Source organism: Streptomyces xiaopingdaonensis, assembly GCF_000262345.1.
GTDB classification, from domain to species: domain Bacteria; phylum Actinomycetota; class Actinomycetes; order Streptomycetales; family Streptomycetaceae; genus Streptomyces; species Streptomyces xiaopingdaonensis.
This window is the reverse complement of the sequence record NZ_AJTQ01000186.1, coordinates 52543-64274: the sequence shown is the minus strand read 5'-3', so window position 1 is coordinate 64274 and position 11732 is coordinate 52543. Positions and strand designations below refer to the sequence as shown.

Annotated in this window: 11 protein-coding genes; 5 read left to right on the top strand and 6 right to left on the bottom strand. The window is 74.0% G+C overall.

Features of this window, described 5'->3' with window-relative positions; all coding sequences use genetic code 11:
* Nucleotides 1-5: 5 nt before the first annotated feature.
* From UWG_RS0115245 to UWG_RS0115235, 3 genes are read right to left on the bottom strand one after another with little or no spacing between them, the layout of a single operon-like run.
* Nucleotides 6-1673 carry a (2,3-dihydroxybenzoyl)adenylate synthase gene (locus UWG_RS0115245; RefSeq protein WP_016908086.1) on the bottom strand — a complete coding sequence of 556 codons (1668 nt, stop codon included), beginning with the start codon at nt 1671-1673 and terminating at the stop codon, nt 6-8.
* Nucleotides 1670-2875, bottom strand: a complete 1206-nt coding sequence (locus tag UWG_RS0115240) for an isochorismate synthase (protein ID WP_016908085.1) — start codon at nt 2873-2875, stop codon at nt 1670-1672. The genes UWG_RS0115245 and UWG_RS0115240 overlap by 4 nt, the downstream gene beginning before the upstream one ends.
* A gap of 51 nt (nt 2876-2926) precedes the next feature.
* Nucleotides 2927-3724 (bottom strand): 2,3-dihydro-2,3-dihydroxybenzoate dehydrogenase, encoded by a 798-nt coding sequence (locus UWG_RS0115235; protein ID WP_016908084.1) that lies wholly within the window; start codon nt 3722-3724, stop codon nt 2927-2929.
* 530 nt (nt 3725-4254) lie between these two features.
* Here UWG_RS0115235 and UWG_RS0115230 point away from each other — a divergent pair.
* Nucleotides 4255-5052 (top strand): ABC transporter ATP-binding protein, encoded by a 798-nt coding sequence (locus tag UWG_RS0115230; protein WP_016908083.1) that lies wholly within the window; start codon nt 4255-4257, stop codon nt 5050-5052.
* A 12-nt stretch (nt 5053-5064) separates the two neighbouring features.
* Here the strand turns inward: UWG_RS0115230 and UWG_RS0115225 are convergent, their stop codons facing one another.
* Nucleotides 5065-5841, bottom strand: a complete 777-nt coding sequence (locus UWG_RS0115225; protein ID WP_016908082.1) for an SIR2 family NAD-dependent protein deacylase — start codon at nt 5839-5841, stop codon at nt 5065-5067.
* A 76-nt stretch (nt 5842-5917) separates the two neighbouring features.
* Between UWG_RS0115225 and UWG_RS0115220 the strand changes: the two genes are divergently transcribed.
* From UWG_RS0115220 to UWG_RS0115205, 4 genes are all read left to right on the top strand, one after another.
* Nucleotides 5918-6742, top strand: a complete 825-nt coding sequence (locus UWG_RS0115220) for an inositol monophosphatase family protein (protein ID WP_016908081.1) — start codon at nt 5918-5920, stop codon at nt 6740-6742.
* Between the two features lie 358 nt (nt 6743-7100).
* A complete protein-coding gene (locus tag UWG_RS0115215; protein ID WP_016908080.1) occupies nt 7101-7331 on the top strand; it encodes a DUF6011 domain-containing protein in 231 nt (76 codons plus the stop codon).
* A gap of 123 nt (nt 7332-7454) precedes the next feature.
* Nucleotides 7455-8882 (top strand): phytoene desaturase family protein, encoded by a 1428-nt coding sequence (locus UWG_RS0115210; RefSeq protein WP_193386455.1) that lies wholly within the window; start codon nt 7455-7457, stop codon nt 8880-8882.
* A gap of 148 nt (nt 8883-9030) precedes the next feature.
* Entirely contained in the window at nt 9031-10176 is a 1146-nt protein-coding gene (locus UWG_RS0115205) for a glycerate kinase (protein WP_033196152.1), read from the top strand.
* A 214-nt stretch (nt 10177-10390) separates the two neighbouring features.
* On the opposite strand, the gene UWG_RS0115200 is transcribed toward UWG_RS0115205, so the two are convergent.
* Together UWG_RS0115200 and UWG_RS0115195 are read right to left on the bottom strand one after the other, a co-directional pair.
* Nucleotides 10391-11191, bottom strand: coding sequence for an NAD(P)H-dependent oxidoreductase (locus tag UWG_RS0115200; protein ID WP_029391470.1), 801 nt, complete (start codon nt 11189-11191; stop codon nt 10391-10393).
* Complete coding sequence (locus UWG_RS0115195; RefSeq protein ID WP_272943199.1) at nt 11188-11718, bottom strand: TetR/AcrR family transcriptional regulator; 531 nt, start codon at nt 11716-11718, stop codon at nt 11188-11190. The genes UWG_RS0115200 and UWG_RS0115195 overlap by 4 nt, the downstream gene beginning before the upstream one ends.
* Nucleotides 11719-11732 lie beyond the last annotated feature (14 nt).

Here is an 11732-nt window from a genome sequence, read left to right as displayed (position 1 = left end):
GCCTTTCAACGCTCGTCTGCCGCGGGGCTGTTCGCCCGCAGGCTCTTCTTGCTGACCTTGCCGATGCCGGTCTCGGGGAACGCGTCGACGAACTCCACGAGGTCGGGGATCTTGTAGGCGGCGATGCCGCGCTCGCGGACGAACCGTTTGAGCGCGACGGAGCCGGGGCGCTCGGCCCCGTCGCGCAGGATCACGTAGGCGAGCGAGCGCTCGCCCAGGTACTCGTCGGGCACGGCGACCACGGAGGCGTCGTGGACGGCCGGGTGGGCGAGGAGGATGTTCTCCACCTCCTCCGGGGCGACCTTCTCGCCGCCCCGGTTGATCTGGTCCTTCGCCCGTCCCTCGACGACGAGGTGCCCGCCGGGGGTGCGTCGGGCGATGTCCCCCGAGCGGTAGAAGCCGTCCGCGGTGAAGGAGCGCTCGTTGTGCTCGGGGGCGCGCCAGTAACCGCGGATCGTGTAGGGGCCGCGGGTGAGGAGGTGGCCGAACTCGCCGTCGGGCACGGGCTCTCCGTCGTCGTCGACGAGGCGGACCTCGTCGTCGGGGGAGATCGGCCGGCCCTGGGTGGTGACGATCGTCTCGTAGTCGTCGTCGAGCCGGGTGTAGTTGACGAGTCCCTCGGCCATGCCGAAGACCTGCATCAGCCGGCAGCCGAGCGCCGGTTCGAGGCGCCGTGCGGCCTCCTCGCTGTACTTCGCGCCGCCGACGAGGACGAGTCGGAGGCTGCCCAGGTCCTCCTCGGTCTCCGGCGCCGCTTCGGTCCAGACGAGCGCGAGCGGCGGCACCATGCCCGTCATCGTGATGCGTTCGCGTGCGACGAGCGGGAAGGCGGCCGACGGGTCGGGGCGCGGCGCGAGGACGACGGTGCCGCCCGCGTAGAGCACGCCGAGCCAACCGGGGGAGCTCATGGGGAAGTTGTGGGCGGCGGGCAGCAGCACGAGGAAGCGGGTGTCGCCGTCGACGCCGCAGATGTCGTTGGAGCCTCGCAGCGAGTAGATGTAGTCGTCGTGGGTGCGGGGGATGAGCTTCGGAAGCCCCGTCGTGCCGCCGGAGAGCTGGAGGAAGGCGAGTTCGTGCGGCTCGGGTCCTTCGGGTGCCGTCTCCGGGTCGGCGGACACCTCGGCGAGTGCCGTGTGTTCGCCCGGATCGCCGACGACGAAGACATGGCGCAGGCTCGGCGTCCGCTCCTCGACGCGGGAGGCGAGGCGCCGGTGGTCGAATCCGCCGTGGACGTCGGGCACGACGTACGCGACCGCCTCCGTGAACGAGCAGAAGTAGCCGATCTCGGTGTCGCGGTGCGCGGGCAGCGCGTAGACCGGAAGGGCTCCGATGCGGAAGAGGGCGAAGACGACCTCCACGAACTCGCCCACGTTGGGGAGCTGTACGACGACGCGGTCGCCCTTGCCGATCCCCCGCGCGGCGAGGCCGGCGGCGAGCCGGTCGGCGCGCTCGTCGAGCTGCCGGTAGGTCCAGGTGCGTCTCTCCGGCGCCGGGTCGATCAGGGCGACCCGGTCCGGGTGGGCCGCGGCGCGCTCGCGCAGGACGCCGCCGAAGGTCTCGCCGCGCCAGTGGCCCGCGGCGCGGTAGCGGGCCGCGAACTCCGCGGGCCAGGTGGGCGCGTCGAGTCCTGGCGTCGTGGCGAGGGCGGAGGGTGCGGTCGGGGTGTCGGTCACAGCGCTGCTCCAACGGCGTCGAGGAAGGTGCGGAACTTCGCGTCGGTCTCGGCGAGTTCGGCGGCGGGCGAGGAGTCCGCGACGACGCCGGCGCCGGCGAAGAGCCGCAGCACCTTCTCCCCGACCTCGGCGCAGCGGATCGTCACCACCCATTCGCCGTCGCCTGCCGCGTCCTGCCAGCCGACCATGCCGGTGTACGCGCCGCGCTCGAACGGCTCGGACGCGGTGATGGTGCGCCTCGCCGACTCGACGGGCGTCCCGCACACGGCAGGCGTGGGGTGCAGCGCCGTCGCCAACTCCAGTGCGGAGGCGGCCGGTTGGCGCAGCTCGCCCGTGACGGTCGTGGACAGGTGCCACATCGCGGCGGTACGCACCAGCGTCGGCACCGCGGGCACCTCCAGACGGGAGCAGAACGGCGCGAGCGCCTCCCGTACGGCGTCGACGACGACGGCGTGCTCGTGCAGGTCCTTCGGGGACTCCAGCAGTGCCGCGGCCCGCCGCACGTCCTCCGCGAGGTCGCCGCTGCGCGGGGTGGAGCCGGCGAGCGGGTTCGCGGTGAGGCGTCCGTCGAACCTCTCGACGAGGAGCTCGGGGCTGGCGCCCACGAGGGTGCGCCCCGGGCCGCTCGGCACGGCGAAGGTGTAGCCGCCCGGGTCGCGCCGCGCGAGTCCGTTCACCAACTGGGCGGTGTCCGGCAGCCGTTCGGCCGACAGCTCCAGCGAGCGGGCGAGGACGACCTTGTCGAGCTCACCGTCCCGCATCCGGGCGACCGCCTCGGCGACGGCCGCCTCGTACACCTCGGGCGCCGGAACCGGTGTGATCCGCCACTCGGTCGGCTCCACCGGCGCGGTCGGCAGTGCCACGAGCGGGTCGGAGCGCAGCGCGGGCCCCCACTCGGCGCTCAACGGAACTGCCACGGCGGGCGGTTGCTCCGGATCGAAAGGCAGCGCCCCGGCCACGAGCGCGGGCCCGACCCCCGACTCGGCCCGCGAGGCGAGGAGTTCGGCCACCCCGCGGGTGAAAGGACGTCCGTCGTGGGGGAGTTCGGCGGCCGTCCCGTGGGCGAGCAGGGTGTGCCGCGGTGTCGCGAGGAAGCGGTCGCGGGTGGCGCCGTACGCGTCGAGCAGGGCGGTCGCGGCACCGGGCGCCGGTGCCGCGGAATCCGCCGTCCCGCCGGGCGATTCGCGCAGGGAGGTGGTCATCTCTCCTCCTGGGGGGGGGACGCGGCCGCAGGGGCCGCGGAAACGGGTGGGTCAGGCGCGGAGCGTCGCCCCGCCGTCCACGTAGAGGTCGTGGAGGGTGATGTGGCGCGCGCGGTCGGAGGCGAGGAAGGCGACCGCCTCCGCGACGTCGACGGGTTCTGCGATGCGGCCGAGCGGGATGCCGGTGCGGTGCGAGGCGAGGTCGCCCGCGACGACACGGCGGGTGGCCTCGTCCTCGTCCGCCATGCCTGCGTCGCGCCACATGCCGCGCTGCATGTCGGTGAGCGTGGAGCCCGGCGAGACGGTGTTGCAGCGCACGCCGCGCGCAGCGACCTCCAGGCCGAGGCACTTGGTGAACATCACGGCCGCCGCCTTCGACGCCGCATAGGCGGACATCCCGGTCCGCGGCACACCGGCGGCGTTGGAGGCGACCGTCACGATGCTCCCCGAGCCGCGCTCGGCCATGCCGCGCACCACGGCGCGGGAGACGTGGAGGACACCGTCGGTGTTGACGGCGAAGGTCTGCGCCCAGTCGTCGTCGCCGAGCTCCACCACCTCGCAACTCCGCAGTATCCCGGCGACGTTGACGGCGATGTCGAGCGGCCCGAGGGCCGCTTCCGCCTCCTCGACGGCGTTGTCGACGGCGCCCGCGTCGGTGACGTCGAGTCGCAGCGCCGTCACGCGTCCCGGGTGCGTCTCGGCGAGACCGGTGACGCCTTCGGTGTCGAGATCGGCCGCCACGACCCGCGCGCCTCTGGCCACGAGGGTCTCCACGACGGCGCCGCCGATGCCGCGCCCGGCCCCTGTGACGAGGGCGAGACGCCCCTGGAGTTCTTCTTCGGCGTTCACTGTGCCTCCGCCTGACGTGTGGTGAGCATCCGGTGGCGTGCTGCGCGGCAAGGCCGACCGGCAGGCGGAGCCTGGCCGATGACGCCTCGGCGCGCGCTGCCGCGGCAGCGGGCGGACCTCGGCGGCGCCTCGCCCGCGAGGGGGCGCGCGCCGCGCTCGCTCTTCGGGTGGGCGCAGGCGTGCGGTCGCTCCCGCGGTCCGGCTGGATCGGGGCACGGCATGCTGAGCCTCCGTCGTCCGAGTGGGATCAGGCCGCTTGCGCGGGTCGATGGGCGCCGCCCCGGGTGGGGCGCGGCGGACAAGTCGCTGTGCAGCACGGCGTATCGGGTCGTTGTCGGTCGCCCTCTCCGAGCGACGAACTTAGGTTAGGCTAACCATATGTACGCGAAGCAAGTGGGCCGACCCCGCACCGTCCGCACCCGGTCGGCGCGACCAGCCGCGACCAGCAGCGGAGTTGACGCACGCCGCCCCGGAGGCAGGCGCTCGTACGGCCCCGGCCGCCGCCCGAGCGCGGCGGCGGAGCGCGGCCGGTGAGCGTGACACCGCCCGGCCTGGAGGTGGAGGGGCTGCACGTGGGCTACCCGAACCGCCCGGTCGTCCACGGAGCCGACGTCACGGTCGGGGCAGGGAAGGTCGCGGCGATCGTCGGGCCCAACGGGTGCGGGAAATCGACCCTGTTGCGCAGCCTCGCCCGGCTCCAGCGACCCGCCTCCGGCACCGTACGGGCCTCCGGCGACGACGTGTGGGCGCTCGGCAGGCGCGAGGCCGCCCGACGGATCGCGCTGCTGCCGCAGTCGCCGCTGGCACCGGAGGGGGTGACCGTCTCCAGGCTCGTGCGCTTCGGCCGCCACCCGCACCAGAGCGTCCTGCGGCAGTGGTCGCGCGAGGACGAGCGGGCGGTACGGGAGGCGATGGAGGCGACGGCCACGGTCGAGTTCGCCGGGGAACCGCTGGCGCGGCTCTCGGGCGGGCAGCGCCAACGGTGCTGGCTCGCCATGGTGTTGGCGCAGGAGACCCCGCTCGTCCTCCTCGACGAGCCCACGAGCGCCCTCGACCTCGGCCACGTCGTCGACGTGCTGGAGCTCGTCCGGGAGATCACAGCCGGCGGCCGGACGGTCGTGATGGTGCTCCACGACCTCTCGGCGGCGGCACGGTACGCGGACACCGTCGTCGCGATGAAGGACGGACGCGTCCTCGCCCAGGGACCGCCGGCCGAGACCGTCGACAGCGCTCTCGTCGAGGAGTTGTACGAGGTCGAGGCCGACGTGGTCGCCGGGCCCTCGGACGGTGCGCCCGTGGTGGTGCCACGGTCGCGGTCGGGTGGCTGAGGAGCGGGCGGGTCAGCCCCGCAGGGTGTCGAGGAGCGGGGGCAGCGCCTCGCCGATCGGCTCCCGCACGACCTCGTCGGCGAGCGCGTCGTACGGCGTGGGTGAGGCGTTGACGATCACGAGACGGGCCCCGTGCTCGGCGGCGAGGGACGCGAGCGAGGCCGCCGGCTGCACCTGGAGGCTCGTCCCGACGGCGACGAGGACGTCGCACGCCTTCGCCACGGCGACCGCGGCGCCCAGCACCCGCGGGTCGAGCTGCTCACCGAACATCACCGTCGCCGACTTCAGGATGCCGCCGCACACCTCGCACGCCGGGTCCTCCTCCCCGGCCTCGACCCGCCGCAACGCCGCAGCCATCGACGAGGCGGCCCCGCACCCCGTGCACACCGCGCTCCGCGAACTCCCGTGCAGCTCCAGCACCTTCTCCTCGGGGACGCCCGCGAGCTGGTGGAGCCCGTCGACGTTCTGCGTGATCACCCGCACCGGCACCCCCGACCGCTCCAGGCGGGCCACCGCCTCGTGCGCCGCGTTCGGCCGCGCCTCCCACGTGGGGCTGGTGCGGCGCATCTGCCAGGAGCGGCGCCGGATCTCCGGGTCGCTCATGTAGTACCCGTACGTGACGAGCTTCTCCGCGTCCGGGTCCTCGCGCCACAGGCCCCTGGGGCCGCGGTAGTCGGGGATGCCGGAGTCGGTCGAGATCCCTGCGCCGCTGAGGATCGCCACGAGGGGACGGCCGTCCTCCTCGCCGCTCTCCTCGGCGTCGGTTGCGGGGGCGTGCTCGGCGCTCATGCCCGCCAGGGTAGTGCCGCGGCGGCGTGCGGCCACCTGACCGGGCGGCGCGGCCGGCGCATGCTTGGATTGCCGGGTGTTCCCCGAACGTCTGCTCAGCGAAGTCGAAGAGGCCGTACGCGAGGCCGTCGCCACCGAGGTGCTGCCGCGCCGCCAACGCCTCGGCGCCGAGGAGGTGTTCGAGAAGGCGGGCCCGCACGACCTCGCCACCGTCGCCGACCGCGCGGCCGAGGCGCACCTGTCGGCTGCGCTCACCGCGCTGCTCCCCGGCTCGGCGGTGGTCGGCGAGGAGTCCGTGTACGCGGACCCCGGCAGGTACGCGGCCCTCGAGGGCGACGGCTGGGTCTGGATCGTCGATCCGATCGACGGCACCCGGCACTTCGTCTCCGGCGCGCCCGAGTTCAGCACGCTGGTGGCGCTCGCACGCGGCGGCGAGACCGTCGCCTCCTGGACGTACGCGCCGGTCCTCGGGCTCTTCGCCACCGCGGTACGCGGCGGCGGAGCCGCGCTCGGCGGCGAGCCGCTCGCCGCGCCCGAGGACCGCGGGGCACCGCTCGACGTCGCCTTCTCCTTCCCCGACGCCGACGCCGACGACGCGGCGCAGCGCCGCGCCCTCGCCGCCCTGCGCGACAGCCCGCCGGATACGCTCGCCGCCCGGCCCACGGGCTCGGCCGGCCTGGAGTATCTCGCCGTGGCAGCAGGGGAGTTGGACGCTGTCGCCTACACCTGGGAGGCCGCTTGGGACCATGCCGCGGGGCAGCTCCTCGTCGCCGAGGTCGGCGGCGCCACCCGTACCTTCGACGGCGCGCCTTTCCGGCTCCGCGGGCGCAACGCGCTCCCGTTCGTCTCCGCCCGCGACGAGCCGACCGTGCGCCGGGTACTGGGGGCGCTCGGCGGCTGACCGGCACGCGGGCGTACACCTTCCGGCCACCCGCCCCACCGTCCGCGCCGCGCACGCCGCAAGTTCTCCGCGTACCTCTCGGCGTTCCTCCGCAAGGCCCTGGCGACGAACGGCCGGGCGCCCACCGGGCCGCACCGCTCGCCGTCCCCGCTGCGACGGCGTCCGAGGCGGAGCCGGTGAGCAGCCACCACGCCGCCCCGCACCACGCTCCGTACGCCGCGCCCTCGACCGCCCTCTTCCCCCATGGCGGCCGCCTACCCCGCACTCGGCGGACGATCCGAGCCGCACCGCCCGACCACGGCGACGAGCAGCGCCCGTTGCCCCGCGCCGACCCCAACAGGCCTGGCACCGTGGACACATGGACGACCTCCCGACCCTCCCCGGCACCGCCCCCGACGAGCCCGAACCGCTCCGCTGCCGGATGTGCGGGCACCCGCTGCGCGACCGCGTCTCCCGGCGCTGGGGGCTCGGGCCCGAGTGCAGAAGGCGGCTCCGGATGCGGCTCGCACCGGTGCCGGGTCCTTTCGAGCCGGCGCAGGACCCGCTCCCCGGGCTCGCGCGGGATCGCGCCTCGCCGCCGGCTCGGTGACGGTGCGTCCGCGGTTCCGTCGGGTGGTCGCCGGTGCGGTGTCGGACCGTCCGCGTAGAGTGGCCCACGCTGTGCGACCGAGCCGGTGAGAGCCCCGCGCCAGGGGCACGAGGGGAGCCGACAGTGCCAACGATCCGTGACGTGGTCGTCGTCGGGGCCGGCCCGAACGGCCTGACGGCCGCCGTGGAGCTGGCGAGGAGAGGCTTCTCCGTGGAGCTCTTCGAGGCCGCGGAGAAGGTCGGGGGAGGGGCGAGGACCGATGAGTTGACGCTCCCCGGGTTCCGGCACGACCCCTGCTCGGCCGTACACCCCACGGGCGTCGGGTCGCCGGCGTTCCGCTCGATGCCGCTCGCCGAGCACGGCCTCACGTGGCTCGACCCGGAGCTGCCGCTCGCCCACCCGTTCCCCGACGGCACCGCGGCCGTCCTCGCGCGCTCCGTCGGCGAGACGGCGAGCTCGCTCGGACCGCGGGACGCCGGCGCGTACCGCCGCCTCGTCGCACCGTTCATCGGCAGGTGGGACGAGCTCGCCGCAGACTTCCTCGCACTCGGCTCCGCCCTCGACGGCCGCTTCCCCCAACACCCGCTGCTCCTCGCCAGGTTCGGCCTCTCCGGGCTCCTCCCCGCCGCCCTGCTCAACCTCCGCTTCCGCGCGGAGAAGGCGAAGGCCCTCTTCGCCGGGCTCGCGGGGCACGTCATCGCACCGCTGGAGAACCCCGCGTCGGCCGGCCCCGCGCTCGTCTTCGCGCTCGCGGCGCACACCTTCGGCTGGCCCGTACCGCGCGGCGGCTCCCAGGCGATCTCGGACGCGCTCGCCGGCTACCTCCGCGCCCTCGGCGGCACCCTCCACACCGGCACCGAGGTCCGCCGGCTCGACGAACTCCCGCCCGCCCGCGCCTACGTCTTCGACACCTCGCCCACGGCTCTCGCCCGCATCGCCGGTCTCGGCAGCGCGTACGAGCACTTCCGCTACGGCGCCAGCGTATTCAAGCTCGACTACGCCCTCTCGGGGCCCGTCCCGTGGCGCTCGGAGGAGGCCCGCCGCGCCGGGACCGTCCACGTCGGCCCGGCGGTGCGGGACATCGACGTCGCGCTCCGCGACGCCGTCGGCGGCCGGGCGCCCGAGCGGCCGTTCCTGATCACCTCGCAGCCGAGCCTCGTCGACTCCACCAGGGCGCCGGAGGGGCGGCACACCTTCTGGGCCTACGGCCACGTCCCCAACGGTTGGGAGGGCGACCTCACCGAGGCCGTCGAGCGCCAACTGGAGCGCTTTGCACCGGGTTTCCGCGACCTCGTCCTCGCCCGGGCGACGGCAGGCCCCCCGGAGCTCGCCGAGCGCAACCCCAACTACGTCGGCGGGGACATCGCCTGCGGCTCGGCCTCCGGTCTCCAGCTCCTGCTCCGCCCGAAGCTCTCCCGAGTCCCGTACTCCACCGCGCACCCCGCGGTCTTCCTCTGCTCCTCCGCCACGCCCCCGGGCCCCGGCGTCCACGGCATGTCAGGACACAACGCCGCCCGCGCCGTGTGGCGGCGGCTCCGAAGAACGGAGTAACCGGGGCTGCGCCGGGGCGGGTCGGGCCGTGCGACAGCACAACAGGCCCCCGCCGCCGGACGGCCCATGGTCCGGGCACCCTTCCGGCAGATAGGGTCACCCGGGCACGACTGCCTGTTCGAGCAAAGAGAGACCCAGGGGCAGAACCATGACAACGACGGCGCATGTGCTGATCGCCGCGGACAAGTTCAAGGGATCGCTGACGGCCGTCGAGGTCGCCGAGCACGTCGGCAACGGGCTGCGCAAGGTCGCCCCCGGCACCGAGACGGAGGCGCTCCCCGTGGCCGACGGCGGCGACGGCACCGTGGAGGCCGCCGTCGCGTCCGGGTTCGAGCGCCGCGAGGCGGAGGTGACGGGCCCGCTCGGTGCGCCCGTCACCGCGGCCTTCGCGCTCCACGAGGGCACGGCCGTCGTGGAGATGGCCGCGGCGTCCGGCCTCGAGCTCCTCCCCGAGGGCGTCTTCGCACCGCTCACCGCCACCACCTACGGAACCGGCGAGGTGATCAGCGCCGCCGTGGAGGCGGGCGCGCGGCGGATCGTCCTCGGCGTCGGCGGCTCGGCGACGGTCGACGGCGGCGCCGGCATGCTCCAGGCGCTCGGCGCGCACTTCCTCGACGAGGACGGCGACCAGATCCCGCACGGCGGCGGCCCCCTCGTCGAGCTCGTCTCGGCCGATCTTTCCCAGCTCGACGAGCGGCTCAAGGACATCGAGTTCGTCCTCGCCAGCGACGTCGACAACCCCCTCACGGGTCCCAAGGGCGCCGCCACTGTCTACGGACCGCAGAAGGGCGCCTCCGAACGGGACGTCGAGGTGCTCGATGCCGCTCTCGCCCACTTCGTGCGCGTGCTCGGCGAGTCCGTCGGCGACGAGGCCGTCTCGACGGCCGAGGCCCCGGGCGCCGGCGCGGCCGGCGGCGTGGGGTACGCCGCGCTCGTCGGCCTGGGCGCCGCCTTCCGCCCGGGGATCGAGGTCCTCCTCGAAGTCCTCGGCTTCCAGGACGCGTTGCAGCGCGCCGACCTGGTGGTGACAGGCGAGGGCTCGCTCGACGAGCAGACCCTCCACGGCAAGGCCCCGGCCGGCGTGGCAGCGGCGGCAGGCAAGGCGGGCAAGCCGGTCGTCGCCGTCTGCGGACGCCTCAGGATCGACCGAAAGGCACTCCGCGCCGCGGGCATCGAGCGCGCGTACGCACTCGCCGACATCGAGCCGGACACGGACGCCGCCCTCGCCCAGGCGGGCCCACTGCTGGAACGCATCGCGGCCCGCGTCGCCGAGGACTACCTCAAGGCGCCCTGAAGTCGGCGGACGACGCCCGGGCGGCGACGTCCCGGGTCGCGCGAGAGGCCGAGGAGCTGCCCGGCGCGGCCTTCGAGCGGTCCGGGCGCCGTTGCTCACACGGTCGGAGCGACCCGACGGGCGCCGAGCGGCCCGGCCTCAGCAGCACCGGGTTCCGGGTCCGGCCGGGCATACACCGTGCACAAGCGCTACGGTCGCGGTCCACGAGCGGAAACTAGCGGGCGTGAGCGAGGTGGATTCCGAAGTCGGTGCGACCGGGCAGCAGTTCGGGGTGGAGCGAGCGCGTTCCGTGATAGTCCCCGTCGCGCAGGCGCCGGAACTTCCGGGCGGGCTCGTCGTCGATCGTGCGAAGCCGCTCCCGCAGGCGCTCCCTCTCCCGATCGAACCCCTCGGCCCCCAGCGTGTCAGCATCGTGGACGACATGCAGATCGAGTGTCTCGATGCCCACGAACCAGAGCACGCCGTGCGTGATCGGGAACAGCAGCGATTCGAGGTCGCCGCTGACGCCGCGGGGACCGAGTGTGCGTTCGTCCTCGCCCGCGGTCACCACCAACAGCGCCTTCCGCCCGGTGAGGCCGCCGTCTCCGTACCGTCGTGGCACGCCGAGCACGGGGTCCAGGTCGCCGTGGGAGAACCCGCCGGTGAGGACACGGTCGAACCATCCCTTGAGGATGGCCGGGGGCCCGTACCACCACAGCGGGAACTGCACGACGAGCAGTTCCGCGGCGGCGAGCTTGGCCTGTTCCTCCTTGACTTCGGCGGAGAGCTGTCCCCTGGCGTACGCCGTGCCGGCCTGCTCGGCGACGCTTCCTGGCGTGCCTGCAAGGTCCCCGAGATCGTGATCGCCCAGTACGGGATCGAATCGCTGAGCGTAGAGGTCCGAGGTGAGCACCTCGTGATGGGCCGAGAGTTCCTCCACCCCCTCCCTTGTGAGGCGGCCGTTGAGCGACCTCTGCCGGGGGTGCGCTGACACCCAGAGGGCTGTGCCCGGCTGCGGAGGACGTGTGATCGTCATGAGTTCTCCTGGGTGGCAACAGACGTGATGACGTGGCCGAGTGCCTGGCGCGCACGCTCTGAGCTGATCCTGCCGGCAAGGGCACTGCGGGCCAGGGCGTCGCCGGCGCCGGCGACGGCCTGCAATCCAGCCGTGTCCATGGGGCCCGAAAACGGTTCCAGGGCTTTCCGACACATGACGAGGTACGCGTCCTCCGCCTCTTGGCGCAGCCGACTGAGCGCGGGCGAACCTTCGAGTGCGGCGACGACAGCCGCCAGTTCCTGCCCTTCCGCCAGACAGCACTCGATGTGCGCGTCCGCGATGACACCGGCCACTGCGGGCAACTCGGGTGCCGTGTTCGTGAGGGCGAGCGCAAGAGTCTGCCGTTGGTGTTCCTCGAACTCGCGGTACAGCTCGGCGAGCACCCCGGACCGGTCGCCGAAGTGGTCGTAGACCAACGGCTTGGTAACCCCTGCCCGTTGAGCAAGCTTGCCCAAAGTGAAACTGTCCGTGCCCATCTCGCGGATCAGCTCACGTGCGACAGCCAGAAGTTGTGCGTGAC

What these genes read in the sequence shown, in the direction of transcription:
- UWG_RS0115200 (WP_029391470.1), bottom strand. Translation starts at nt 11,191, where the DNA reads ATGACGATCACACGTCCTCCGCAGCCGGGCACAGCCCTCTGGGTGTCA.
- UWG_RS0115205 (WP_033196152.1), top strand. Translation starts at nt 9,031, where the DNA reads ATGACAACGACGGCGCATGTGCTGATCGCCGCGGACAAGTTCAAGGGA.
- UWG_RS0115240 (WP_016908085.1), bottom strand. Translation starts at nt 2,875, where the DNA reads ATGACCACCTCCCTGCGCGAATCGCCCGGCGGGACGGCGGATTCCGCG.
- UWG_RS0115215 (WP_016908080.1), top strand. Translation starts at nt 7,101, where the DNA reads ATGGACGACCTCCCGACCCTCCCCGGCACCGCCCCCGACGAGCCCGAA.
- UWG_RS0115225 (WP_016908082.1), bottom strand. Translation starts at nt 5,841, where the DNA reads ATGAGCGCCGAGCACGCCCCCGCAACCGACGCCGAGGAGAGCGGCGAG.